The 24,374-nt window shown below is 55.5% G+C and carries 22 protein-coding genes and 1 pseudogene; 18 read left to right on the forward strand and 5 right to left on the reverse strand.

What is annotated here, in order from left to right; translation table 11 throughout:
- Positions 1-30: 30 nt before the first annotated feature.
- The 15 genes from AC0ZWN_RS09920 (at position 31) to AC0ZWN_RS09990 (ending at position 13,735) form a co-directional block, all read left to right on the forward strand.
- A complete protein-coding gene (locus AC0ZWN_RS09920) occupies positions 31-540 on the forward strand; it encodes a hypothetical protein (protein WP_476334907.1) in 510 nt (169 codons plus the stop codon).
- Positions 541-650: 110 nt separating this feature from the next.
- Positions 651-1,154, forward strand: coding sequence for a hypothetical protein (locus tag AC0ZWN_RS09925; RefSeq protein WP_476334908.1), 504 nt, complete (start codon positions 651-653; stop codon positions 1,152-1,154).
- A gap of 214 nt (positions 1,155-1,368) precedes the next feature.
- Complete coding sequence (locus AC0ZWN_RS09930; RefSeq protein WP_476334910.1) at positions 1,369-1,680, forward strand: hypothetical protein; 312 nt, start codon at positions 1,369-1,371, stop codon at positions 1,678-1,680.
- The gene (locus tag AC0ZWN_RS09935) at positions 1,677-2,183 is read left to right on the forward strand and encodes a hypothetical protein (RefSeq protein WP_250605650.1); all 507 of its coding nucleotides are present in this window, start codon (positions 1,677-1,679) and stop codon (positions 2,181-2,183) included. The genes AC0ZWN_RS09930 and AC0ZWN_RS09935 overlap by 4 nt, the downstream gene beginning before the upstream one ends.
- A 3-nt stretch (positions 2,184-2,186) precedes the next feature.
- Positions 2,187-2,843, forward strand: coding sequence for a hypothetical protein (locus AC0ZWN_RS09940; RefSeq protein ID WP_476334911.1), 657 nt, complete (start codon positions 2,187-2,189; stop codon positions 2,841-2,843).
- 193 nt (positions 2,844-3,036) lie between these two features.
- On the forward strand, positions 3,037-4,176 hold the full coding sequence (locus AC0ZWN_RS09945) for a lysozyme inhibitor LprI family protein (protein WP_476334913.1): 1,140 nt from the start codon (positions 3,037-3,039) through the stop codon (positions 4,174-4,176).
- Between the two features lie 46 nt (positions 4,177-4,222).
- Positions 4,223-5,590: a lysozyme inhibitor LprI family protein gene (locus AC0ZWN_RS09950; protein ID WP_476334930.1), complete on the forward strand. Its 1,368-nt coding sequence runs from the start codon at positions 4,223-4,225 to the stop codon at positions 5,588-5,590.
- Between the two features lie 204 nt (positions 5,591-5,794).
- Positions 5,795-7,189: a TIGR01777 family oxidoreductase gene (locus AC0ZWN_RS09955; protein ID WP_476334914.1), complete on the forward strand. Its 1,395-nt coding sequence runs from the start codon at positions 5,795-5,797 to the stop codon at positions 7,187-7,189.
- A gap of 9 nt (positions 7,190-7,198) precedes the next feature.
- Positions 7,199-9,649 (forward strand): alpha/beta hydrolase, encoded by a 2,451-nt coding sequence (locus AC0ZWN_RS09960; protein ID WP_476334915.1) that lies wholly within the window; start codon positions 7,199-7,201, stop codon positions 9,647-9,649.
- Complete coding sequence (locus AC0ZWN_RS09965; RefSeq protein WP_476334917.1) at positions 9,646-10,374, forward strand: hypothetical protein; 729 nt, start codon at positions 9,646-9,648, stop codon at positions 10,372-10,374. The genes AC0ZWN_RS09960 and AC0ZWN_RS09965 overlap by 4 nt, the downstream gene beginning before the upstream one ends.
- 88 nt (positions 10,375-10,462) lie before the next feature.
- Positions 10,463-10,918 carry a hypothetical protein gene (locus AC0ZWN_RS09970; RefSeq protein WP_476334931.1) on the forward strand — a complete coding sequence of 152 codons (456 nt, stop codon included), beginning with the start codon at positions 10,463-10,465 and terminating at the stop codon, positions 10,916-10,918.
- A 4-nt stretch (positions 10,919-10,922) separates the two neighbouring features.
- Positions 10,923-11,294: a hypothetical protein gene (locus AC0ZWN_RS09975; RefSeq protein WP_476334918.1), complete on the forward strand. Its 372-nt coding sequence runs from the start codon at positions 10,923-10,925 to the stop codon at positions 11,292-11,294.
- An 18-nt stretch (positions 11,295-11,312) separates the two neighbouring features.
- Positions 11,313-12,161 (forward strand): tetratricopeptide repeat protein, encoded by an 849-nt coding sequence (locus AC0ZWN_RS09980; protein WP_476334919.1) that lies wholly within the window; start codon positions 11,313-11,315, stop codon positions 12,159-12,161.
- Between the two features lie 2 nt (positions 12,162-12,163).
- Positions 12,164-13,237, forward strand: a complete 1,074-nt coding sequence (locus tag AC0ZWN_RS09985) for a tetratricopeptide repeat protein (RefSeq protein ID WP_476334932.1) — start codon at positions 12,164-12,166, stop codon at positions 13,235-13,237.
- 66 nt (positions 13,238-13,303) lie between these two features.
- A complete protein-coding gene (locus AC0ZWN_RS09990) occupies positions 13,304-13,735 on the forward strand; it encodes a hypothetical protein (protein WP_476334920.1) in 432 nt (143 codons plus the stop codon).
- A gap of 57 nt (positions 13,736-13,792) precedes the next feature.
- On the opposite strand, the gene AC0ZWN_RS09995 is transcribed toward AC0ZWN_RS09990, so the two are convergent.
- Entirely contained in the window at positions 13,793-14,155 is a 363-nt protein-coding gene (locus tag AC0ZWN_RS09995; protein WP_093429654.1) for a DUF6124 family protein, read from the reverse strand.
- Between the two features lie 365 nt (positions 14,156-14,520).
- Between AC0ZWN_RS09995 and AC0ZWN_RS10000 the strand changes: the two genes are divergently transcribed.
- Together AC0ZWN_RS10000 and AC0ZWN_RS10005 are read left to right on the forward strand one after the other, a co-directional pair.
- Positions 14,521-14,904 carry a hypothetical protein gene (locus tag AC0ZWN_RS10000; protein WP_007920327.1) on the forward strand — a complete coding sequence of 128 codons (384 nt, stop codon included), beginning with the start codon at positions 14,521-14,523 and terminating at the stop codon, positions 14,902-14,904.
- Between the two features lie 192 nt (positions 14,905-15,096).
- Positions 15,097-17,709: a hypothetical protein gene (locus tag AC0ZWN_RS10005; protein WP_476334922.1), complete on the forward strand. Its 2,613-nt coding sequence runs from the start codon at positions 15,097-15,099 to the stop codon at positions 17,707-17,709.
- On the opposite strand, the pseudogene AC0ZWN_RS10010 reads toward AC0ZWN_RS10005, so the two are convergent.
- Positions 17,695-17,914 (reverse strand): annotated as a pseudogene (locus AC0ZWN_RS10010) (DUF6124 family protein); the annotation flags it as partial. The gene AC0ZWN_RS10005 and the pseudogene AC0ZWN_RS10010 overlap by 15 nt on opposite strands.
- A 264-nt stretch (positions 17,915-18,178) precedes the next feature.
- Between AC0ZWN_RS10010 and AC0ZWN_RS10015 the strand changes: the two are divergent.
- On the forward strand, positions 18,179-19,540 hold the full coding sequence (locus AC0ZWN_RS10015; protein WP_476334923.1) for an NHL repeat-containing protein: 1,362 nt from the start codon (positions 18,179-18,181) through the stop codon (positions 19,538-19,540).
- Positions 19,541-19,631: 91 nt separating this feature from the next.
- Here AC0ZWN_RS10015 and AC0ZWN_RS10020 read toward each other — a convergent pair whose 3' ends face one another.
- The 3 genes from AC0ZWN_RS10020 to AC0ZWN_RS10030 form a co-directional block, all read right to left on the reverse strand.
- Positions 19,632-21,032: an aminoacyl-tRNA deacylase and HDOD domain-containing protein gene (locus AC0ZWN_RS10020; protein ID WP_016985804.1), complete on the reverse strand. Its 1,401-nt coding sequence runs from the start codon at positions 21,030-21,032 to the stop codon at positions 19,632-19,634.
- A gap of 79 nt (positions 21,033-21,111) precedes the next feature.
- Positions 21,112-23,187, reverse strand: a complete 2,076-nt coding sequence (recG, locus tag AC0ZWN_RS10025) for an ATP-dependent DNA helicase RecG (RefSeq protein WP_476334925.1) — start codon at positions 23,185-23,187, stop codon at positions 21,112-21,114.
- Between the two features lie 9 nt (positions 23,188-23,196).
- Positions 23,197-24,126 (reverse strand): hydrogen peroxide-inducible genes activator, encoded by a 930-nt coding sequence (locus AC0ZWN_RS10030; protein WP_007920331.1) that lies wholly within the window; start codon positions 24,124-24,126, stop codon positions 23,197-23,199.
- Positions 24,127-24,374: the final 248 nt, after the last annotated feature.

Here is a 24,374-nt window from a genome sequence, read left to right on the forward strand (position 1 = left end):
TCTGTCCCCTTTTCTATGGATGTGTAACTTATGAAATATTTTTTGCTGTTGATTGGTTTGCTACCCGGAATTGCATGGTCTTCTGTGGGAGATATCTGTAATCCAGAACAAGACTCGAAAAGTTTTATTTCTGATTGGAATCTTGGTAATAGTAAGACAAAAGTATTGTCAATGCAGGATGGAAAAGACTTTTTAGTTGATCACGGCAGTATTGTATATGCCGGTGACTTGAATAATGACGGTAATGACGATTTTATTTTTGAAGCGTCAACAGGCGTTGGTTCAAGTGGTGATCGAGTGTTTAGCTTCCTGCTTCAATGTCATGGCTATCTTAAACCACTCGGTGCTTCGTACTTTGCCAAAGTTGAAGTCCTGGAGCCGGAAAGTGAGCAAAAAAACGTATTTAAAGACATAAAAATTTATTCTTATAAACGAAACTCAAACGGGAGTATCCAGCGAAAAGGTGGTGAGCCTCTGATGACACCTCATATTTGGCACTTCAATCCTGATTCTCAAAAGTATGAGGGGGAGTCTGAATAAGGTAGAGGTATTCTGAAACCAAAAAAGGGAGCAGGTTTATTTTAATGCGCTCAGCGGCTTTGATTTTGGTGAGATGTTTAAATAAATCCCTCCCGTTATGGATAGTTTAAATGAGATTTTTCTGGGTGCTCGCGTTTTTTGCGAATACTGCCAACGCTGCCCCTGTAGATGTATGTGCTCCGGCAGATGGTGCTAAATATTTTTTATCCCAGTGGACGGAAGGTGTACGTGATTTTGATTTGCTTTCTCGAATTGAAGATGAAAAATTTTCAATTGAGGAAGGAAAGGTTGTCACTAGTGAAGATATCAATGGTGACGGAGTGAAAGATTTTATTTTTCTTTCATATTCAAGTGCCGGGTCGAGCGGTGATTTTATTTATGAATTTCTAATTCAATGTCGTGGCTTTTTAAGAAACGTTGGTGGTGAGTATTTTGCTGATGTGAAGGTTCTCGATACTCATCCAAAAGATAGTCTATTTAGAGATATTAAAATCTACTCTTATAATAGGGATAAGCAAGATCAAATTATGCACAGGGATGGTAAGCCACTAACAACCTCTCACATTTGGCATTTTAACCCGGAAACTAAGCTGTATGAAGGTGAGTCACGGTAGCGCATAGAGAAAATGGACTGTTGTATTCTATGTAAATAGTTTGAATAAATTCGATAGATTTGTTTGTCGAGTGAAAAGCAGTGAAAAAAATGAGGGATCTAATCGTCCCTCTTTTTGCTGCATAAATAAATTTGTCCGCTCGTTGATAACAACTCTGCATTTTTTACTTGAGAGGTCGTTCATCGTTAACGAGTTTTGATAAATATGAAAAGTCATGTTTTTGTTTTTTGCGTTATTCCCTTTCGCCGTCCACAGCGCAGTCACCAGCGAATCACTCTGCTTCGAACTATCCGTGTGGGAAATGGGGACATGGGAAATGGGGACAGACCACGGTTTTAGTAATGACCCGAAAACGTGGTCTGTCCCCTTTTTTTTGCTCATCGACAAAAAAATGAACGGACTTCCCGCGCGCAGAGACGTTTTTACTAATGTTCAAGCTGTAGTTATGAATCTATTATATGAAAACGCTGATGCTGGAGAAGAGTTGTTGCCAATGCCATCATTTGTAAAAAGGCAGAAAAAATGAATAAATTTATTTTTTTGTATCTGTTAAGTTCGTTTTTGTTTGTGCATGCTAGTGATAGCGTAGTTGTGCAAAGTAAAGGTTGTGTCATGGAGGTAAATGAATCTCCTGGTGTTTTGTTTTTCAAGACTGATGATGATATTTCATTTGTTAAGTACAAATATAAAGATGGTAGAACAGAAAATGTACAGATGAACTGCGTAGCGATGAGTTTTCCAGACGCGGTAGCTAGCGGCTTTGTACAGGAGGCCGACGGATTGAAGATTGGTACGGGAATGCAGCCGCTGTCAAAGGCTAGTCGTGTTTCTGGGGTTAATTGGTCCGGCTGGGAAGGAATATATTATTCTAACTCATACTGCTTTACTGCCGTATTGGAGGCTGGCACTGATCATGTTTTTATGATAGAGGCCTGTGGCGACGAAGAAGATGTTAAAACTACCAGAAAGCGTATGTTGTCGTTACTTAAAGGCTCAAAAACTTATCATGTTGAATATGAAGGTGGATAGGTAATGAGTGATACAGGGGCAGACTACGTTTTAGTGTTGGACAGTGAATCATGGTCTATCCCTATTTTTGCTTTTGGATTATTTTTAATGTCGGTTTTTTCGATGGCTCAGTCACAGCCTTTAAATATATGTGGAGTTTCAATTCCAGATATCCCAGGTTTTAAATTGAACGTTAAACTTGAAGATGGTATTTGCTATGGAGAACTGGTCTCGAACGTAAGCTTAAGGCCAGATATTTTGACAGAGGAGAATGTTTTTTTAATTGAGCCTGTGGAGTTTGAGAAAAGCCTGGCTGCATCTGGCCGCTTTGATAGCAATGGTAAATATAAATACAGCTATGCTGCTGATGACGCTTTGCAACAAGGGTCAGAAACGGGAGAGGTGGATCTTGCTCATTCGTCAGCGTCGGGCTCCGCCGCAGTCAGAGTATTAATGTCCCCTTTTATGCTTTGGGACTCTGAAAAAGACAGAGCTGCAGCTGAGAGTAAGTACTCGGTGAGAAAAAAGGGGCTGTGGTTCGACTGTTTCTATGGGTTAAAAGGCGTGAAAGATGCAACTGTCAAGTTTTCTGCATGTGTGCCTAGGTCGAACCTGAAAAGTGATCCTAAGTTATCTGATATTAGATCTTCATTTGAGGCTATGACACCGAGCAAAAATTAGTAGATACAGGGGGGTAGGGGGACGAACTGTCAACTTAATCCGTCCCCCTCGTTCCGGTTACGTTTTCGCTTCCTGCCTCGCCGCTATCAACTCTTCCATGTGAGAGGGGACGGATTTATTTGTTGCGCCAAAATTCTTTGATTTTGAGGCGGATCGTAAACGTATCCGTTTCGATGGTGGGAAAATTTCTTCGATGGCTGATTCAATGAAAAATATATATTCGCTCCTTGGCTTTTTACCGTTAGCCTTTTTGCTTTTCAGTTCGGTGGCATTTTCTGCGAGTTTCGACTGTGGCAAAGCTTCGACGGACGTAGAAAGGAAAATTTGTAGTTCTCCTTCTTTGTCCGCAATGGACGAAAAGCTCAGTGAGGTCTTCAAACCGATAAAAAATCGGCGAGCTTTACAAATAATCGAAAGTGATTGGCTTGAGTCAGAGCGTAATTCTTGTGAGTCAGTCGAGTGTTTAGAGGAAGCTTATGTTCAGCAGATAAGCTTTCTCACACCGGTTTCTATTGCGCCTAGGCCGACTCAGAAAGATATTAAGTTAATGTTGGGTGATAAGCCGTACACACAGTTTGAGCGCTCATGGAAGGTCATTGATTTAGCATGGATTCCCAATGAAAAAGGGGCTGTCGAACGATTTTTGATCTCCGCTGAAACAATTTCAGGCATGTTGCATGTCATCGTGTTTGAAGGGCATTTTGATGCGGCGATGATTGCGTACCGGGGTAATCTATATGAGTACGTTGATCGCAACGACAGGCCGGTATTGCACACGATTGCGAAAGATATCGGTTTTGATGGTGCTCTGAGTTTGGGTTCAAACGACGAAGGGAAAAGGTTCGCGGGAATCATGGATGGGGCGTTTTACTATCGACAGCAGCTCTCCAAGAATCAGCTGCGGGGGATGGTTTATAAGCTCGGTTCAAAATCCCCGCCAGTGGAAAGCAGTTTGCTGTTCCAGCAGTGGCCAAATACTGATGAAAATGCTGTTAGTGGTTTGACATTCGGTTGGGGTGGTGAGTATGGAAAATTGCAAGCGTACTACTCGCACACTTCAGGGTATGAAACGATAGCGCAGGCTGGTCGGCCCGAGGCCGGTTGGAATATATATGCTCCGATTTGGAGCAAGTCACGGCCGACGTTCTATTTCAAGAATGGTGATGAAACTATTTGGCGTGCCAATGTTGCGGATAAGACGTTAACAAAAATTGCGAAGGCTAGTGATGAAGGAATGATCCAGAATCCTACCCCTGTCGATATTAATGGGCGCGAAGCAGTCGTTTATCTGAATGGATCTACTCTGAAAATGGCTATCTCCCTTGAAGAATAAGCACGACTTAAAAATACACTTTCGCAAAATATTGTTGGAATTTGCCTTGAGTAAATATCTTATTCCGGTGCTGCCCGCCGTGCTGATTGGTGGTTTATCTCTGTTGGGGGGACATGCATTTGCTGACGATGCATGTGCCGATATCACTACGAGCTCTCAGAGGGAAAGATGTTCTGTGAGTGCCAAGGTTGCTGCAGATAAGCAGTTGAATACCAGTTATCAAGAACTGATGGTTCGGCTCGAGGGTGGGTATCAAACTGATCCAGTTCTTGCGGCGAGCCAAAAGGCAACGGTTCAGGAGGCTCAGCGCGCCTGGATCAAACTGCGCGATACCGATTGCCAGGTCGATGCGTTGGAGACGGAACCGGGCTCTTCGGCGCATGTGGCAGCGGTGAACAATTGCATCGCCAGCATGAGTCGTGATCGGTCAGCGTTTCTGGACAATATCGCGTCCGATACCGGGGGTGGCCCGACAATTGGACGTGGCTCGTGCCCTACGCAAGACTTTGCACAGTTTCTTCCAGCATTCTCCGCTAATGCCGAATCGCAGAAGCGACTAACTGCGCAGGCCGTGAAGCTGCTGGTATTAAAGGGGACGTCGGATATAGGGCGGATTGTGACTTACGTTACTGCGGAGGTGGGGCGCGATATGGCGTTTCCCTTAATGGTGGCCGTGCCCGATGGGAAAGTGGAAGGAATAGAGATCGAGAAGGTGGATGACCGCCACGTTAACGTTGTGGATAAACGCGCTGGCAACAGCAATATCAAGATTTTCAACTTTTCGCGGAAGTCCTGCTGGACGCTTGATGGGGTTGAGGACTGGTCGATTCCTGAAAAAGAGCTTTCTGTAGCCAGCACGCGGAAAATGAGTCGTGCAGAGAATTTCTGTTGGCAGCGCGGACAAGGATTTGCTGGCTTGGGCGGCCTTGAGCAATACCGGCTGACAGGAGAACTTTTTGAGGCGACTTTGGAAAATTACCTGTGCGCGGCCGCTTCAGGCGATCCTATATCTAGTTCGGCTGCGGCCGGGCTGAGTCTGTCGGGTATGGCCCCGCAATTGGAATACGGCAAAGTTGAGGCTCTTTTCAAAGCAGCGGCCGTTGATTCGCCGAGCGGTGCTGAGTCGTTGGCTGGCTTCTATTGTTTTGGCAATGAATTGGCCGGTTCAGGACCCTGCCAGCGCCCGCTGGACGTTGAAAAAGAGTTGATTCGTGCTACCACCATGGGATCAACGCATGCATTCGTTTCGTTAGGCGATTATTGGAAAAGCGGCGATCTAGGAAAGAAAGATACTCCTCGCGCCTTGGCCTGTTATCAGCTTGCTGCCGACAAAGGTAACGACTCGGGTATCAATGCGATTAAGCGACTTCAGTCCGAAGTGGCCGAACCGATAGTGGCCAGCAGCTGCTTTTAGTGCGGTTAAGTGAAGAAGGGCGTTTACAGCGCCCGACGCCTTTTCACCGCGATGTGATCAAACGCGTTCCGCCATCATGGCTAACGCGTTTTCATATGCGCTGAGCCAGAATCCGCAGCGCTTAAACGTTTAATACTTGAGCATCTGACGACCGCGATTTTCCTTTAAACTCCCCACCCCCAAGGAATGCGCTCAGGACACGGAATGCCAGCCCCCTCGAACTCCCTTCGCCCAGCGTTAGTGCTCTGGCTATACGCCGCCGCAATCGTGCACATTCTCGCCGGTCTCACCCTGACCTGGGCCGGGCATTCCGGTTTACTCGACGGCTACCTGCACACCCTCGAACTCGCATTCTGGGGCGCCGACGCAGTACCCACCGCAGGCCACGAACAACAAGTATGGTGGCTCGCGCTGTTCGGCGCGACGCTGCAAAGTTATTCGTTGTACATGCTCGCGTTGGTGCACCTGGGCAATCGCTTGAAAACCCCGGCAGTCTGGGGCTGGTTGAGCGCCGGCATCCTGTTATGGGCGCCGCAGGACATGTGGCTCTCAGCGCAACAACAGGTTTGGTCGCATCTATGGCTAGATGGTTTTGCATTGCTGGTGTTGTTGCCGCCACTGTTTTGGCTGTATCGGCATGACCGCCGGAAATCTCCTTCAGTAAAGACTCCGAGCCAATCCAACCCGTTTGCCGGCGGCGCTTTCAAGCGTGTTCTGATCACTGGCGGCACCGGGTTCATCGGCGAAGCCTTGGTCAATCGATTACTCGACGCGGGCCATTCGGTCAGCGTACTGACACGCGATCCGTTGAGCGCAGCCAATCTATTCAACGGCCGCGTCCGCTGCGTACACTCGCTCAGCGAACTCAGCCACGACGAAGCCTTCGACGTAGTGATCAATCTCGCCGGCGCTCCCGTCGCCGGCCCACGCTGGACTCCCAAGCGTCAGGCGCAGCTGCTCGCCAGCCGAGTCGGCACCACCGAAGCGTTGATGACCTGGCTGAAGAACACCAAGCACAAACCAGCGCTATGGATTCAAGCCTCGGCCATCGGCTACTACGGCGTGCGCGATGCCAGCGAAAGCCTCGACGAACACGCCAGCAAGGGCGACGGCTTCATGGCTGAACTCTGCGCGCGTTGGGAAGCTGCCGCACAACCAGCCACTGAGTTTGGCGTGCGTCAGGTGGTGCTGCGTCTCGGTGTGGTGTTCGGCCCGGGCGGTGCGTTGACGCCGTTGCTGCTGCCATTCCGCATGGGGTTCGGCGGGCGCATGGGCGACGGTCAGCAGATCATGAGCTGGGTGCATCGTGACGATGTGCTTCAGGTAATCGCCCTGGCCTTCGACGATGAAAGTTTGCGCGGCACCTACAACATGGTCGCGCCGGAAACGGTCAGTCAGGCCGCGTTCGCCGAGCAGGCCGGCAAGGTCCTCGAGCGCCCGGTGTGGTTGCACATTCCCGCCGCGCCAGTGCGTGCAATGGCGGGGGAGATGGCGCAGCTGTTCTTCGACGGTCAGCGCGTGGTGCCGCAGCGTTTGACCGAGGCCGGCTACACATTCCGCTATCCAACCCTCGACGCCGCTCTGCGCGATCTGACCTGAGGATCGCTCATGAGCAAGCCCTTGATGTACCTGCTGGCCGGCAACGGCAGCGCTGCCGATTGGTGGGACGACGCACTGCCGCACTTCCAGCGCTACGACGTGGTGCCGCTGGAGTTGCCGGGCTTCGGCGCCAATCCGCAGCCACCCTGCGAAGATCTGGCGGACTACGCGCAGACCTTGTTGGCGATGACGCAGAAGGGCAGCGCGATCATGGCAGTCGGGGTCAATGCGTTGCTGGTGCTGCACGCGTTGCAGCGTCGGCCCGGGCACTTTTCGCGCAGTGTTCTGTTGGCGCCGGTTGGGGCATTTTTGTGGCAGCGTCGATTGCCGGCACTGATGTCGCCGCTGCCGATCCGCAAGACCATCCACTGGCTGCTGTCGAACAAGCCCACGCTGTTCGCCCGCAAGTTCTCCAACCAGACCTGGACGCCTGCGCAGTACCAGCGCATGGGCGCCGGCTATGCGCGCTGCCGTGCGTTTGTGCCGCACTGGGATCTGATTCGCGCCGATACCGCGTTGCCGCTGCTGGAGTGGATCACCGATCCGGTCGAGCTGGTTTGGGGCGATCAGGACGCGGTGCTCGGCATCGAGCAAGCGGCGGCATGGTCGGCGATTCTCGCCCGCGCCGACCTGACCATCAGCCTCAAACCCGGTTGGGGTCATTACCCGTGGATCGACTCGCCCGCGCAGTTCGCGCAGTGGCTGGAGTCGGGCGAGCGCGGGTTTGTCGCGCACACCAAGGGCGGGCGTTTGCGCCTGGCTGAACTGGCCCGGCAAGCGGTGCCGGCGGCACTGACGCTCAACGATTGCACCGATCCGCGTCTGCCGACGTTTCTCGCCGCCCAACCTGATGTGACCTGGGCGGTGCGCTCCTCCAGTTATGGCGAGGATCAGGCCGATTCGGCGAATGCCGGTTTGAGCACGACCTATCTGCGCGAGCCGTCCGCCAATGTGCCGAAACGCATCGCCGAACTGACGGCCGAAGGCGTCGAGGAAGTGGTGGTGCAGCGCTTCATCACGCCGGTCGTTTCCGGGATCGCTTTTGTGCGCCATCTCTCGGTAGAACTGGAGTGGGTTGAAGGTCATCTCGAATCGCTGGCCGACGGTCACGTCAGCCCCTCGCAGGCAACGCTTTCGCGGCTCGGCGATGCCTGGCGCAGCGGCACGTTCACGCCGTCCCACGGTTTGACCGAAGACCTGCTCTGGCGTTTTCTGCAAGACGTGTTGCGCGTGTTCCATTACGTGCCCGGCGATGTCGAATGGGCCTGGGACGGCTCACAACTGTGGCTGCTGCAATACCGGCCGATCAGCGACTACGGCTGGCGCCGACACCTGACCGCCGCCAACATCGCCGAGATCCTGCCGCCGCAACCGAGCGTACTGGTGGAATACGCCCAACGCCGAGCCGCCGCGAGTATTCCGGCGATCATGGCGCGCTGGGATGCGCGAGTGTTGCAGGACAACGAGCCGTTCACCGCCGTGTTCGGCGGTGCGTCCTACATCAACAACGATCTGTTCCTCGCCCGACTCGCCGACTGGGGCATCAGCGCGAGTAACTACGCTGGTGAAGTCGGTGGCGCGACTCCGCATCTGCCGTGGCAACCGCTGAAGATGCTGCGTTCGTTGCCGCTGTTTTTGCGTATGCAACGCAAGGCTCGCAGCCATTTGCTGAACCTTGAAAATGGTTTGCAGCGCTTTGATCGGGAGCTGGCCGAACTCGTCGCCCAAGCTGCCGATGGTCAGCAATTGGCGGACTGGTTCACCCGGTTTTACGTGTTCGTAGTGCAAGGTAATCTGTGCATCGCCACAGCGCTGGCCAGCAGTGGCGGTGATTGGCTTGGGCGCCCGCCGACCGCGTACGACAACCTTGAAAACAGTCCGCATCGATTGCCTTGGGAAACCGATCCGGCCACCCCTCGACTCACGTCGAGTGAGCTGCCTTTACAACCATTCCCGCAATGGTCAGGGCTGATCCGCCTCGCGCATTCGACCGGCCTACCGGGCCTGCGCGGTTACTACCTGCAAGTGCGCGAGTGGTACCGCGACAACCTCATGCGCATCTTCTTCCGTCTGCATCACGCCATGCCGCTGGCGGATCGCGAGCACTGGTTTGCACCGCACCCCGATGTGCGCACCCGCGATGGCAGCTTTTGGCAGGACGGTCGCGAAGGTGCGGAGCAGGCCACCGGGTTCATGATTTATCCGGGGCAGGTGCGGGGCATCCTCGGCGCCGACATCCTGCTCGAAGACACCCTTGATCCGGGGCGGCATGCGCACTATCAAGCGGCGCGGGCGGTGATTGCGCGGATGGGTGGGCGCTTGTCGCATGGCTCGACGTTGTTGCGCGAATTGCGCAAGCCGTCGGCGGTGATGCCACAGGTGGATCCCGCGTGGGTGGGGTGTGAGGTGTTGTATCGGGATGGTGAGTTGGAATTGATCAATTCGAAGGATGCGAAGTGAAACTACGATACCTCCGCGAATTGATCTTTGGTCTGGTCGCGTTTTTACAGGTGGATTATGTGACTGCCGCAGGTCCTGTATTGGTCGGTAACGAGCCCGGCCATTCGCCGGTTGCGCAAGGCCCGACCGAGACAGTTGTAGATATGGGTTCGTGTCGGTTCTCCATGCCGCTGCTGCAGAACCAATGGCTGAAGTTCGACGATTTCTATTCGGTATTTATCGCAGCCAAACAACTGCCCAAACCGTCCAGCGCCCCCAGCTTGTGGCAAGCGCAGACGTCGAGTGGTGCCGACTGGCACTTCGAGAAACACGGTGACCTGAGCCTGCCGTGGTTTGGTTTGATGTGTGAAAACTCGGAGAACTTTTCGCTTCTCACCGACTGGAAACCCCCGGTAGACGATGTGTTTGCGGTGCAAGTCCTGCGTGACGACAACGACCGCAGGTGTCCGGCGACTCGTACCGATCAGGGCTGGGTGCCCAACTCTCTGGCGGGTCGTGCGAATACCTACACCTTCGAACAATGGGGAGGGGAGAATTCTTCGGGGTTCATCTTCGGTTTCCACGACAAATCACGACGGCACATTACCCGCATCGCTTTTTGCCTGCTGAGGGGCCAAGACGTGCTGATCGGCTCGGCGGAATCGGGTTCATCCACCTCATTGGCGATCAGCAACGAAGGATTCGAGCAAATCAAGAAAGCGGTGCGCGGCATTGCCTTCGAATGAACACACCCACAATGACTTGCGTCGATGGAGTTACAGCGTGAAAGGATTTTCAGTTCTTCTCGGCAGCTTGATATTGGCTGCCGCGTCCATGGCATTCGCTGCCGATCCAACCTTCAAGGATTACACCATCACGCCAGTTTTCACCGGCCCCAACCATAAGCTGGTGCCGCAAGAAAACAGCAGCCCAATGATGGATCAGGCACGGGTGCAAGCCCTGAAAGGCAAGGTCAACTTCGCCGGCCATTACATCCTTCACAGGCTCGGCTGTGGCGGCAGCGCCATTTGTGGCGAAGTGCTGGACGCCCAGACCGGTGAGGTTGTTGGTGGTCTGCCGAATGCTTACGACGGCAGCACGTTCGGCATGGTTTACCAGCCCGACAGCCGTTTGATCATCGTCTCCGGCATCACGCTCGACGGCGAAGAAGATGCGCAGGGGAATGCTTTGGAAAGCGGCAACCGGGACCGTTACTACGAATTTGTGAACAATGAGTTTCGGCTGCTGAGCATGACCGACATGGAATCGTCGCCGATGGATGAGGAGTGAGTGGATGAACCGGTTTTTCATTCGGTCTGCGCTGATTGCGCTTTCGCTATTACCTCATTCACTGTCCGCGACTGCCAGCGAAGGGAGTTGCTACGGCTACCTTACTGAGCTTGTCAGGAGCAGCGATTTTCCGTTTCGTTATGTCGGCAAGGACAAGGTCAATTTGCTGATCGACGAGGACGACGGTGAAGTAGTGCGCGCTCAGCTGTTTTTCGACACCGACGGCACCGGCACGATCGGCTGGATCAAATACACCCCGGCTACCCGTGTATTGCTCAATAGCTCGGCGGAGTTGGAGAAGCCGGTGGCATTGTCATTCGACGCCAAGTTTGCGGACGGCTATGCAAAGTGCCTGACAAAACAAAAGGCCGGCTAACGGCGAAAAGGATTTGCTATGACCAGCCTTAAGTGGGTGTTGATGATCGGCGGTTTGTTCAGCGCTACCAATGTCTTTGCCGTTGACCCGCCAATAGTGGGAGCCGCCGGAAACACAGTGATGTTCCGGGCTAAAAAATGGACGTCACCCGTCGTGGAATCTACCACTGCCTGGTTCACCGCGAATGGAAAAACGTTCCCGTTGTTCCATGCCGGCATTGCTGCCCAGGCTTATCCTGAGTGGCTCAGCCCTGACCAAAAATTTCTACTGGCGACTGCGGTGGAGTACGGCGTAGTCATAGGTGAGAACGGTGAGGAAATAGCGACATCACAAGGGCATTGCGATGTGATCTCGATGGAAACCGGTTGCGTGCTTGCTGAGAGTTACGAGCGGTTTTGTGAGGGAAAATGGGTAGGCAAGCAATGGGTTTCCGAAGAGGGCGGGGTGCTCAATCCTGTCTTGGAGACTAAGTCACCCAAGGACCTGCTGAAATATGCTTCGAGTATCGAGCCGGTACAGTCCCGAGCAGAGTCCATCGAATGGAGCCTGAGCTTTTTAAGCCCGGAATCCTACATGGCGTGTCATCCCCCGGCGCAAAGTGTTCAGACTTACAACGACCTCGGTTTCTACTTGGCCGAGGGCGGCAACGATGAGTTGGCGCTGAAGTTTTATCGAGGCGTTGAAGCTGTCGGCAAACGCACAGTGCTGATGCTGAACATGGCTGATTCACTCTGGCGACTTGATCGGCAAGAAGAAGCGCAGCGTTATTACCGCGAATACCGCGACGCGATGAGTGCCGCCGGTAAAGCGCAGAAGATTCCGCAACGCGTCGTTGAGCGATCTGAAATTAAGGGACTGAAACAGTGAATATGTTCTTCCGCTTTATCGTGTTGAGCCTTGGGCTGCTAACCACTTCATGCGCACTCGCTGCCCCACAAGTCCTGAAGGAAATTCCGGCTAGCTTGCTGGGTGATGCATCACGGCAAAACGTATTTGTTCTGGCAGGGGATGCGGACGAGGCCTCCAACCGGTTGTTGATTGCGCCGGAACAAGCGCGTGACGAGGACATCTTGCTCGATACGTCGAAGGCGCTGCCTCTGATCAAGAGTCAGTACTCGTCTGCGCTTCAGGGTGTATTCAGCGTCCATGTACTCAGAGGTCGCCCTGGCGTCATGACTGTCATTGATCCGCAGGCTGAGGAAGCTGTGGTCAAGCAGCCGTTCGTTGAGGCAGGGGATTACATCGCGCTGGTAACCAGCGAGGAAGATAACGCGGTTTACAACTTCAACCTGTTGTTCGCCTTCAACAGAGGTTCAAAGCAGTTTGAGCTGAAAGCTCTGCTGGAAGTGGCGAACAACGACTCATGTGACCGGTCGCTTGTCAGCGTAGTGCAGTTGCCGGTGCAGACATTGGGCCCAATCACTCTGGCCTCTTTCGATGGGCGTGAGGCGCTGCAGAAGCTGCAGGTTGCTCGTACTGGCAGTATTGAGGGCGTTAGAAAGAAATTGATGACCGTCAATTCGGCTGATTTGCTGGATATGGCGCTGGCAGCCTACCGAAAGGGTGATGACTCTTCCTTCAAGGATACGATGAGCTACGCGTTGATGGGCGGTGGCTCGCATGACACTTGTCCCCCGGATAGCTATATCGCCGCAAAGTACTACTACCCGCAGCGTCCCGGCTGGTCCAACGACCTCGGTTTTCTGCTCGGCGAGGCGGGTTACTACGCTGAGTCGATTGAGCTGCTCAATGCAGTGATTGCTAACCACCCAAACAGGACGGTTGCTTACCTGAATCTCGCTGACAGTTATTGGGCCGTGAACGATAAAGAGCGGGCGGTGGCGGCGTACAAGCAATACGCATCGCGAATGTCTGAAGGGGGAAAAGCTTCGAAAATCCCGGCGAGGGTGGGTGAGCGCAGCGCTGTGGTGCCCGAGGCATGACAAGAGCTCGTTGAGTTGCTGTAACTGTGTGTTCTGTACCCATGAACCGCTAAAGGAATATTCGGTTTGAAATTTTCGTCTGCATTGTTTTCCGCGTTGCTCGTTTTCGTTCCTCTGGCGGCTCATAGCGAGGTCACGACCGAGGTTTTTTGCTTCCGCTCCTACGAAGGCAACCCCATAAATTTTGAATTCAGAACCTATTACGACTCTGTCGCCAAATGGAGCGGTGCTGGCGTCAAGTACAGCAAGTCAAAAAAGGCTATTGGGCTGGTTCATCGCAGTACTGAACAAGAAGAGCTCGTGTATGGCCGGCCCTACCAGTACACGACAACTTGGGTTGAAGTAGTTGATGGCGCACTGACAGGTGAGTATCAGATGGTCACTCAGGGTGGCCGGGTTGATGCGATGTCGTATACGAATTACAAATCCGCAAAGAAGTATTCGTTTGAAAACGATTACAACGTGGATTCGAAACCTGAAACAGGTTGCCAATGGTGAAGCAGGGAATATTCAGAAAGGGGACTTAACGTCCCCTTTTTTCATCCGCAAATCTCGCTACGGCTTGGCCGCCACGCTTCGCACTTCAATCTGGTCGAGCGTCCCTTCCACCATCAATCTCACCCCATCCGCCATCCTGCTCAGGGCCAGTGCCACCGAGCGGCGGGAGCCGTGGAGGTCGTCGGCGAGGTCGCAGGCGATGACGCTGATGGACAGGAGGTCTTCGGAGGCGTTGGCCATGAGGGCTTCGGCGTCGGTACCGGGGGAGAGTTTGAAGAGGCCGTTCTCACGTTTGGGGTGTGGATCGACGGCTGGTTTGAAGTGGTGGTCGAGGGCGCGTTCGGCGGCTTCGTGGAATTTCTTCGAATTGGGGGATTCGTAGGGCGAGGTTGCTTCCGCGCTGAATGTTTCATCGGTCATCGGTGTAAATCCTGAGCAGTTAATTGATTTCCCCGAGTTCGGACTTGCACATCCGGCCACCGATTTTGCGGCGACCCACAGAGCCTATCCCCACCGCACCAACTCGCCTAGTTCATGGACAGCACCGCACTTTGCAGGAAATTTCCCATAGATTCGCGGGCCGGAAGATCAAAAGATCGCAGGCTTCGCCAGCTCCTACAGGGATGTGTTTCAACAGGTGTAGGACGTTGCCTGCGGAATCGTGACTTGGCGGTCATCGTGCGGGAAAAAGTCCGCATCCTCTTCCAACAGCGTCAGATACTGGCGTTATCGTCCGAATCCCTTACACTGCCCCGGCCGTTCATTTTCTTTTTGAGGCTGTGCGCATGAAATTTCGTTTTCTTCTGTGGATGATGGGTTTGTTGATGGGTAAGGCCAGCCGGACAAATCCTGCGTTCCAGCAGCAGTTGGGTGACAAGGATCTGGTATTTCAGCTACAGACGCTGGACGGGAAAGTGGCGCGGCATTTTGTGGTCAAGGATCAGCGCATCACCAGCAAGTCTGGCGTGGTCGCAGAGCCGGCGTTTGCGATTGCGTTTAAAGATGCCGGTTATGGCTTTGCGACGATGCAGGCGAAGAACAAGCAGTTGGCGTTTATGCAGGGCATTCAGGACAAGTCGATCCAGCTTAAGGGCAACCCTGCGCTAGTGATGTGGTTTCAAGGGTTGATGAAGTATTTGAAACCAAGAAAGGCGAAGGCTAAAGCTTAGGAAGTCGCTGGCTAGAACAAACCCATGCACGCGCACTGAATAACGGTGCGCTTGTCTTGTAAGGCCATCATTGTGGCTCGCAAAGACGGCGGGACTGTCATTTCTATCAGGTGTTTCGTGCACAGTCGCGATGTTCTACTCAAGTTCCAGTTCCGGCATTAAGGGACTTAACTGACTTGATGGAGCAAGCTCATGACGCAGACACACAGTATTTCGATCCCTGGGTCTCTCGATCCGACATTTGCTCAGGATGGCGTGCTGACCTTACCGATACCTGGTATCGCGGGCGACGAAGCGGCGGCGGTCCTGGCGCTCCCCGATGCAAAATTACTCGTTGCGATACCTTTAACGGGAGCGAATGCCCCGGTTGCCATTGCGATGCTGAATGACGACGGTTCGCTGGACGAAACCTTTGGTCCCGCGCGCAGAGGTTTTGTTGAAATAGCGTTGGAAGGTGCTCGGATCAGCTATGTATCCGGTCTCGATGCGCTTGAGGATGATGGTTGGCTGATACACCTTCAATATTCCTCGACTACCTCCAATGACGTTGGCCTTGCACTGGTCCGCCTGAAAAATACCGGTGAACTGAACGAATCGTTCGGCACCAACGGCATGCGGTTTATCTCCCATTACGGCAATCCCCATCCCGCTAGCGTGCCGCGTGAGGCAAGTCACCCGAACTCCGGATCCTCACAGACTGCCCACCTCCCATCACGATCAACGGCCCGGCAGGTGGATGGCAAAATCGTCCTGCTCCATTTAGTGTTTTTTGATGATGCACCACTGCCAGCGGGTGTTGTGATTCGTCTGCTAGCGGATGGCTCACTCGATCAATCATTCAACGGTTCGGGCTATGTGGTTGTGGATGTCGCCACATCGAATAACGTCTACGGCATCGCCATTCAAGCCGATGGCAAGGTGCTGGTCTGCGGTTCATACCAGGACGGATCGGGAGGTCGTGGAGTTTTTCTGACGCGTCTGGACGCCAGTGGCGCGCCGGACAGTCAATTCAACAACGGTGTGGCCGTGTTGATGCCCGATGATGAAGGCGAGAGTTTTCTGCAGTCGATTTCGGTACGTGAAGGCGATGGCAGGATTATCGTCGCGGGCCAAGCCCAGCGTGGTGGTCTCGACGGTGGGTTGATCGTTGCATTCACGACCAGCGGCGCGCCCAACCTTGTGTTCAATGGGGGCAAGCCGCTGTTTTCCCCGTTAATAAAAGGGTTGGCGTGGACGCATACCTCGCAGGTGGGTGGTTCGATCGCTGTTGTCGGTCAGGGTGAATCAGCCATGGTGACGGCGCGTTTCCTTGCTGATGGAAAACCGGATACGGCTTTCAACGGTACGGGTCATGCGTTGTTTGAAGACAGCGCAGGGGCAGCCTTTGCGCGAGGTGTCACCGTTATGACGGACGGCCGGATCGTGGTGTGCATCGAGCTCTCCGTCTTCGCTGATCCTTCCAAAGTCCCTGGCCGTATCGTGCGCTATCTGGCGGGTGCGCCGTCTTTGAATAACGATCCGGCTTTTGGCGATGGCGGCATCCTCAGATTTCCATTCCCCGGATTCTCGGGATATGACGTCAGGGCGCTGCTGGCGCTGCCGCAAAACAAATTGCTGGTTGCCGTTCGCCTTTCAACGCCCGGTGCACCTACGCGGATCGTTCGTCTGCTTGAAGACGGTGCTCTCGACTCAGCTTTCGGTGGAGAAGGCTCCGGCTACGTCGAGATCAGGCTGAAAGAAAATTTTTACATGAGCCGGATCCTCGGGTTTACACCGCTGAGCGATGGCGGCTGGCTGGTTCGTGCTCAGTACACGGAAGAGGGCGCGAATAACTCGACGGGCCTGGTGCTGGTCAGACAGCGCGAGGACGGGCAACTGCAGACGTCTTTCGGGGAACAAGGTGTGCTCTATCTTCCCTACGCGAAGATGGGCGGCGGCGGATATACCGGGGTGGTGCAAGCGTCTGCCAGCGGTGCCGCAGGGAATGGCGCAGCAGGGATGGTCGCTCAACAACTGGACGAAAAAATCGTCGTGGTCAGTAACGTTGAGGATGCTTCCCGCCGGACAAAAGGTATCGTTCTGAGGTTCGAGCCGAATGGCTCACCCGATACGACCTTCAACGGCACGGGCTTTGCGTTCGTAGAGCTTGCAGATATTTCGCCTTTGGACATCGTTGCGCAGGCGGCCGCGACCCAGGCTGACGGCGCCGTGGTGATCTGCGGCAATTACTTTGCGGTGAGTGCGCATGGCGCCTTCGTTACTCGTTTCGACGCTACGGGTAAGGTTGACACAGGTTTTGGAATCAAAGGCGCGGTGGACGTGCCCCACGATCAATGGATAAGCCTGGACGTTGCGGCAATCGTCGACGACAAGATTGTTGTGGCCGGCGGTGCGGCGGTGGAGGGCGTCTCTCAGGGCTTGATTGCGGTGCTCAATCTCAGCGGCTCCTACAATCGGGTGTTCAATGATGGTCAACCACTGATTTCGTCACCTGTGTCCCAAGGCGTCAGATGGTTGCATTGTGTGCCGCGTACGGACGGTTCAGTCATCGTTTGCGGTAACAGTGGCACTGGCGCGCTTGATGAGAATCTCAGCGCGGTCACCGCACGCTTTCTGGCGGATGGTTCTCCAGACTCCTCTTTCTTTGGTACAGGATTTACCGTTTTCAATGAAAGCGCGGGTTTCGAATACCCCCACGGCATGGCGGTAATGGACGATGGGCGCATCGTGGTGGGCGGAGTGTATTTCACCGACTCTGGATACGATAAAGGCTGGGTGATCCGTTACCTGGACAAGTCGGCTTAAGCCGTGGAGGTCGTCGGCCCAGGTCGCAGGCGATGACGCTGATGGACAGGAGATCTTCCGAGGCGTTGACCATGAGGGCTTCGGCGTCGGTGCCGGGGGAGAGTTTGAAGAGGCCGTTCTCACGTTTGGGATGTGGATCGAGGGCTGGTTTGAAATGGTGGTCGAGGGCGCGTTTGGCGGCTTCGTGGAATTCCTTTGATTCCAAACCGGCGCTGGTGTTGTGGTTTCAGGAATTGATGAAGTATTTGAAGCCGAGGAAGGCCAAGCCAAAACCGTGATGTCTGGTTGGCATGTCCAGGCTGTTTTTCAAAGCCAGGGCGGGTAATTGAGTGACTCGTAAACCCTCTTCAAAACTCTTAAGTACTCGAACACACCTGTCAGGTCTGACAGGTGTGTTCGAGTACTTGTTGGTGTTTCACTGTGAGCAGTGTCCATTGGTGGGCGCATGGAAATCACAGGGAGTTCGATGATGAAGAGGATTGAAGCGCTATCTGCCGAAGGAAAGCTTGACCTGAATTTTGGTGACCAGGGCGTGGTGAGCTTTCCACGTCCCGAAATTTCAGCGATGACACCTGATGCGATCCTGGAACTAACTGACAACAAGCTGTTGGTTGCCATGGTGGAACTTGGTGTGGATGCCAACCTTGTTTTAATGCGCCTGAATGAGGACGGAGCACTCGACAAGAGTTTTGGCGAGCGCAAACTGGGCTTCGTTGAAATCCAGTTCGACGATGGATTTCAAGTGACGGTTTCTGGCCTGACTGCGCTGGTGGACGGTGGGTGGTTAGTGTTTGGCCTGTACATGGTTTTCGTAGGCGACGACATTTCCGAGACTGGGTTGTTTGTTGTGCGTCAGTCTGCAAACGGCAGGCTTGATGAGTCTTTTGCTGAGCGCGGCGTTCTTTTAATCAATCGACGGGATATTGGTTACCCTGACGATAAGAGCATGGCACTTGGCTGCGCTTCTCAATTGGATGGCCGTAACCGTAGAGGCGCTAGCCTTGGTGTCAATGCCGTTGCTGCCGAGCAAGCCGACGGCAAGATCTTTTTGCTAACCAGCGTTTCGGTGGGTTGGCGGCAGGCACGAAGTCTTGTCTTGAGTTTCAATGCGGATGGTTCGAAAAATAGCTCTTTCAATGGTGGGTCTGCGAGGGTGGAGCTACCGGGCGTTACTCATGCGTCTAATTCAGGTGGGGCGATTGCACTTCAAGCGGACGGGAAAGTGCTAGTCGGAGGGTATTACTCTGACGATAGTCTTAAAGTTCTTGGAGCCTATGTGGCGCGCCTTGGCCCAGATGGTCAGGTGGATGCCGGGTTCAACGGTGGCATCGCTGTGACCATTCCTCATACTGGTTATATCCAGGTGCACGGCCTGAAGATCCGGTCGGAAGACGGCGCAATCGTTGGGATAGGGGAGGCTCATCGCGGTGTGCGTAGCGGGTTGATCTTCATGTTGAACGCTAGTGGTTCATTCAATCGCATATTCAATGGTGGCAACCCACTGTTTTCTCTCTTGGTGCCGCAGGGTCTCGGGTGGGGAGGCTGCACTTCTCAAGAAGATAGTTCGATTGTTGTGTTCGGCAATACTGGCATTGGCCTTCTGACGGAGGAGCTCAGAACGATAACGGCGCGCTACCTCGCAACAGGTGAACTGGATACCAAATATGGTAATGGCAAAGGCTATGTCATATTCGAGGATGAGTATTGGTGCAACAGTGCCTATGACATGGTGCTGATGCGGGATAAACGTATTGTAATGTGCGGTAGTTCATATAAAGAGGCTGAGCCTTTTCCTGTCGCTACGAAGGGCTGGGTTGCACGTTACGTGTGAGGCGGGTCTTGGCTGAAATGCATTTATCGCAAGCAAGCTCACTCCCCACAGGGATTTGTGTAAATCCTGGGGGGAGCGGGCCTGTTTGCGTTTAGGCCTGGCTGAACTGCGAGGCCAGTTCGCGCAGCAGCACTTCAGCCTCAAGCACTTTGCTGACGACGTCGTTGGCTTTGTCGCGGGTCAGACCGACGCGTTCGAGCAGGGCATCCGGAATATCTTCATCCGGGCCGGAGCCAATCCCACGGCTGCGCAGCAGGCGCACGGCCAGGCAAACGAGGTTCGGGTATTCGGCGTAGGCACCGTCATAGCTTGGGTCGTGCTGGAAGCGCAGGGCGGTGGCCAGCTCATCCGGCATGTCCCAGTAGCGCATCAGCCACGAGCCGATCTGTTCACGGCTGATACCGAGCAGATGTTGCTCGATGTAGCTGTGGCACAGGTGCGGGTTGACCTCCAGGTGGCGGCAGATCAGCGAGAAGTGCGGCGGAAAGACGTGGGCCAGCAGCAGGTAACCGAAGTTGTGCAGCAAGCCAGCCAAGTAGGTCAGGCCGGCTTCCGGGCGCTGGGCGCGCGGCATGGCGCGGGTCAGGCCTTCGATGACGGCGGCGGTGTAGATCGACTGCTGCCAGTACGGCGTGGTGTGTTGCGGGTGGTCTTTGGGCAGGCTCAGGGTCTTGCCGAGGGCCAGGCCCAGCGCCAGATTGATCACCAGATCGAAGCCCAACACGCGAACGATCGCGTCTTCCACCGAACGAATCTTGCCCGGCGAGGCGTAGTACGGCGACGCCGCCCAGCTCACCACTTGCGCGGCCAGCGCCGGGTCGGTTTCAACGACGCCGGTGATGTCGTCGATAGTGGCGTTGGGGTCAACGCGCAGCTTGATGATTTTTTGTGCGGTTTCGGCCAGCGGCGGAATCTCGATGGTCGCTTCCAGACGCTGCTGAATCCGCCGCGCGGTGAACGCTTGCACGGCCTGGGTGATTTCCTCGCGGTCATCGTCCGGGCGATCAAGGTTCGGGCGGATGCTGCTCAGGGCTTCGCCGAAGTTGGCGGCGCTGGCTTTGGTCAGCATGGTCTTGAAGTCTTCGCTGGCGATTTCCAGCAGCAGGCCCGGCTCGCCGGAGTTGATCAGCAGCTTCGGTTCGCGCAGCAGGCTTTCTTCGTAGAGGCACGGCGAACTGGTCAGCGCCGGCAGGCCTGGCAGCAGGCTGAGGCTGTGTTTGCCGAGCATCTTTTCCAGGCGCTCGGTGGACACTGCAGTCAGACGCCGGCCGGTGAGTTCGGCGAGGCGATTGAGATCGAGCAATTGGCTCTGCGGAAACAGCACCATCAGCGCGCCAACGGCGTCGTCCAGCAACACGGCTTGTACCTTGCGCGATGCATTGAGGCCGTGGTGGTCGAGCACTTCTTCGTAGGCGATGCCCAGCTTGCCTAGCAGCAGCCGAATGACAGACGGCGCGTGCGGGGATTCGGGGGCGAGAGCGGCTTCGGTCATGGTCTGTATCCGTTTTTGAAACAATGGCAGGAGTATAACCAGCTTGGTCGGAACGATCTGTCAGAAACTGCGACGGTGCTCACACTTGGCCGTATTGCTGCCCGTGGCGCAGCCAGCGATCGAGTAATGGGCTGACGTGGGTTGGCCAGCGTTCCAGCAAGGCTTGCGCGGCGTCGCGGACGGCGGGCAGCAGGTCGGCGTCGCGCATCAGGTCGGCGACCTTGAATTGCAGCAGACCGGTCTGGCGGGTGCCGAGCATTTCCCCGGGGCCGCGCAGTTCGAGGTCTTTTTCGGCGATGACGAAACCGTCGTTGGTCTCGCGCATGATGCCCAGGCGCTGGCGACCGATCTGCGACAGCGGCGGATGGTAGAGCAGTACACAATGGCTGGCGGCGCTGCCCCGGCCAACGCGCCCGCGCAATTGGTGCAGTTGCGCGAGACCGAGGCGCTCGGGGTTTTCGATGATCATCAGGCTGGCGTTGGGTACGTCGACGCCGACTTCGATCACTGTGGTCGCGACCAGCAGTTGCAGGTTGCCGGCCTTGAACTCGGCCATGACGGCGGCCTTCTCGACGGGTTTCATGCGCCCGTGAATCAGCCCGACTTTCAGTTCGCCGAGGGCTAGAGTGAGGTCTTCGAACGTGGTTTCGGCGGCCTGACAGGTCAGCTCTTCGGATTCTTCGATCAGCGTGCACACCCAATAGGCCTGACGACCTTCGGCGCAGGCGCTGCGCACGCGCTCGATGACTTCGACGCGGCGGGTGTCGGTGACCAGCACGGTGTTGACCGGGGTGCGCCCGGGCGGCAGTTCGTCGAGGATCGAGGTGTCGAGGTCGGCGTAGGCACTCATCGCCAGCGTGCGCGGAATCGGTGTGGCGGTCATGATCAGTTGATGCGGGCACATGCGTCCGCCGACGCCTTTCTGCCGCAGCGCCAGACGTTGCTGCACGCCGAAGCGATGCTGTTCGTCGATGATCACCAGCGCGAGGTTCTTGAACTGCACTTCGTCCTGGAACAGCGCGTGGGTACCGACCACCATCGGTGTACCGCTGGCGATTTGTTCCAGCGCAGCGACACGGTTCTTGCCCTTGAGCTTGCCGGCCAGCCAAGCGACGTCAATGCCCAGCGGTTCGAGCCAGCGCTTGAAGGTGATGAAGTGCTGTTCGGCGAGGATCTCGGTCGGCGCCATCAGCGCAACTTGATAACCGGCCTCCAGCGCCTGTAATGCAGCGAGAGCCGCGACCACAGTTTTACCGGCGCCGACGTCGCCCTGAATCAGGCGCAGCATCGGTTCGTGCTGGCTGAGGTCGTAGGCGATTTCGTTGCCGACGCGCTGTTGGGCGCCGGTCGGGTTGAAGCCAAGATTCGCCAGATATTTCGGCGGCAGCTTCGTCGCTTTCGGCATCGCTGGCGCGCGCAGCGAACGCATGCTTTCGCGCAGACGCTGCTGCGACAGTTGATGCGTCAGCAGTTCTTCGAAAGCGAGGCGATGTTGCGCCCAGTGATGACCGAGGGCGAGTTCGTCGACGTCGGCATCCGCGGGCGGGTTGTGCAGGTAGCGGATCGCATCGGCCAGCGGCGCCAGTTGGTAGTCGCGGGCCAGTTCGGTCGGCAACCAGTCGGGCAGGGTGTCTGGCTTGAGCATGGTCAGCGTTTGCATGCACAACTGACGCAGACGTGCTTGGGTCAGGCCTTCGGTGAGCGGATAGACCGGGGTCAGGGTTTCATCCACGGGCGGCGGTTCGTCACCGGTAATGGCGCGATATTCCGGGTGGTAGATTTCCAGGCCGGACGCACCGGGCCGGGCTTCGCCGTAGCAGCGAACCCGCGTGCCGCGCTTGAGGCCTTCTTTCTGTGCGTTGCTGAAATGGTAGAAGCGCAGGCTGAGTCCGCCAGTGCCGTCCTGCAGGCGTACGACCAGGCTGCGGCGTCGGCCCATGACCACATCGGCGCCGCTGACGGTGCCTTCGACCACGGCGTCCTGTCCCGGTCGCAACGCGCCGATCGGCACCACACGGGTGCGATCCTGATAGCGCAGCGGCAGGTGAAACAGCACGTCCTGCAGATTCTCCAGGCCGACCTTGGCCAATTTCTCGGCCATGGCTTCGCCGACACCCTTGAGTGCCGTCACCGACACTTGCGACAACTCCGTCATGACGCTCGCTTAACCGGCCGTAACCGGTGCCGCTGGCTTGGCCACCGAACACAGGCGAATGGAGTCGGCGAGGATCTCGATGGCTTTCGGTCGTGGGAAACTCGCGCGCCAGGCGATGGCCACGGTGCGGAACGGCACTGGCGGCGACAGCGGACGCACTTCGATCACGCCTGGGGCGTAGTGATGGCTGTCGACCGCCGACAACGGCAGGATCGAGATGCCCAGACCGGACGCGACCATATGGCGGATGGTTTCCAGCGAGCTGGATTCGACCGTGGTGTGTTTGGCGCCGTCGTTGCCCTTGGTCAGCGTCGGACAGGCTTCCAGCACTTGATCGCGGAAGCAGTGGCCTTCGCCGAGCAGCAGCAGGCTCTTGTCGTTGAGCAGGCCGGCGTCGATGGTTTCTTTTTGCGTCCACGGGTGCTGGGCCGGCATCAGGACGTAGAACGGCTCGTCGTACAGCGGCAGGGTCAGCACGTCGGCTTCGTTGAACGGCAGGGCGATGATGATCGCGTCGAGCTCGCCGTTGCGCAGTTTGTCGCGCAGCACGTGGGTGAAGTTTTCTTCGATGTACAACGGCATCTGCGGGGCGACCCGGTGCAGTTGCGGAATCAGATGCGGGAACAGGTAAGGACCGACGGTGTAGATCGCGCCGACTTTCAGCGGCGCGGTCAGCTGGTTCTTGCCGGCCTGGGCCAGTTCACGGATGCCTTGCGCTTGTTCGAGGACTTTCTGCGCCTGGGCGACGATGCCTTCGCCGACCGGGGTCAGGCGCACGGCACTTTTGCTGCGCTCGAAAATCAGCACACCGAGTTCGTCTTCAAGCTTTTTCACGCCCACCGACAGGGTCGGCTGGCTGACGTGGCAACGTTCGGCGGCGTGGCCGAAATGCTGCTCTTGGGCGAGGGTAACGATGTAGCGTAATTCTGTGAGGGTCATAGCAAGCGTCCATGAAGATGCGGGCCAAGCATACCGACTGCAATCGATAGACGCACGTTATCAGACTGAGTGTGGAATGCGACACCGGGCAATGTCGGTTTGCCGCGCGCAGATACGCAAAAGGCACCTTTCGGTGCCTTTTTGGCTTGGTTCTCTCGGTTGGCGGAGAACCCTTGTAGGAGTGAGCCTGCTCGCGATAGCGGTGTATCAGTCAGAAAATCATCGTCTGACACACCGCTATCGCGAGC

Source organism: Pseudomonas sp. 3B-A001-10F, assembly GCF_056313565.1.

Excerpts from the sequence above, each read along its gene's own strand:
- AC0ZWN_RS10020 (WP_016985804.1), bottom strand. The coding sequence starts at position 21,032 with ATGACCGAAGCCGCTCTCGCCCCCGAATCCCCGCACGCGCCGTCTGTC.
- AC0ZWN_RS10015 (WP_476334923.1), top strand. The coding sequence starts at position 18,179 with ATGAAGAGGATTGAAGCGCTATCTGCCGAAGGAAAGCTTGACCTGAAT.
- AC0ZWN_RS09955 (WP_476334914.1), top strand. The coding sequence starts at position 5,795 with ATGCCAGCCCCCTCGAACTCCCTTCGCCCAGCGTTAGTGCTCTGGCTA.
- AC0ZWN_RS09940 (WP_476334911.1), top strand. The coding sequence starts at position 2,187 with ATGAGTGATACAGGGGCAGACTACGTTTTAGTGTTGGACAGTGAATCA.
- AC0ZWN_RS10005 (WP_476334922.1), top strand. The coding sequence starts at position 15,097 with ATGACGCAGACACACAGTATTTCGATCCCTGGGTCTCTCGATCCGACA.
- AC0ZWN_RS09995 (WP_093429654.1), bottom strand. The coding sequence starts at position 14,155 with ATGACCGATGAAACATTCAGCGCGGAAGCAACCTCGCCCTACGAATCC.
- AC0ZWN_RS09970 (WP_476334931.1), top strand. The coding sequence starts at position 10,463 with ATGGCATTCGCTGCCGATCCAACCTTCAAGGATTACACCATCACGCCA.
- AC0ZWN_RS09980 (WP_476334919.1), top strand. The coding sequence starts at position 11,313 with ATGACCAGCCTTAAGTGGGTGTTGATGATCGGCGGTTTGTTCAGCGCT.
- AC0ZWN_RS09975 (WP_476334918.1), top strand. The coding sequence starts at position 10,923 with ATGAACCGGTTTTTCATTCGGTCTGCGCTGATTGCGCTTTCGCTATTA.
- AC0ZWN_RS09920 (WP_476334907.1), top strand. The coding sequence starts at position 31 with ATGAAATATTTTTTGCTGTTGATTGGTTTGCTACCCGGAATTGCATGG.
- recG (WP_476334925.1), bottom strand. The coding sequence starts at position 23,187 with ATGACGGAGTTGTCGCAAGTGTCGGTGACGGCACTCAAGGGTGTCGGC.
- AC0ZWN_RS09935 (WP_250605650.1), top strand. The coding sequence starts at position 1,677 with ATGAATAAATTTATTTTTTTGTATCTGTTAAGTTCGTTTTTGTTTGTG.
- AC0ZWN_RS09945 (WP_476334913.1), top strand. The coding sequence starts at position 3,037 with ATGGCTGATTCAATGAAAAATATATATTCGCTCCTTGGCTTTTTACCG.
- AC0ZWN_RS10030 (WP_007920331.1), bottom strand. The coding sequence starts at position 24,126 with ATGACCCTCACAGAATTACGCTACATCGTTACCCTCGCCCAAGAGCAG.
- AC0ZWN_RS10000 (WP_007920327.1), top strand. The coding sequence starts at position 14,521 with ATGAAATTTCGTTTTCTTCTGTGGATGATGGGTTTGTTGATGGGTAAG.
- AC0ZWN_RS09925 (WP_476334908.1), top strand. The coding sequence starts at position 651 with ATGAGATTTTTCTGGGTGCTCGCGTTTTTTGCGAATACTGCCAACGCT.
- AC0ZWN_RS09960 (WP_476334915.1), top strand. The coding sequence starts at position 7,199 with ATGAGCAAGCCCTTGATGTACCTGCTGGCCGGCAACGGCAGCGCTGCC.
- AC0ZWN_RS09985 (WP_476334932.1), top strand. The coding sequence starts at position 12,164 with ATGTTCTTCCGCTTTATCGTGTTGAGCCTTGGGCTGCTAACCACTTCA.
- AC0ZWN_RS09930 (WP_476334910.1), top strand. The coding sequence starts at position 1,369 with ATGTTTTTGTTTTTTGCGTTATTCCCTTTCGCCGTCCACAGCGCAGTC.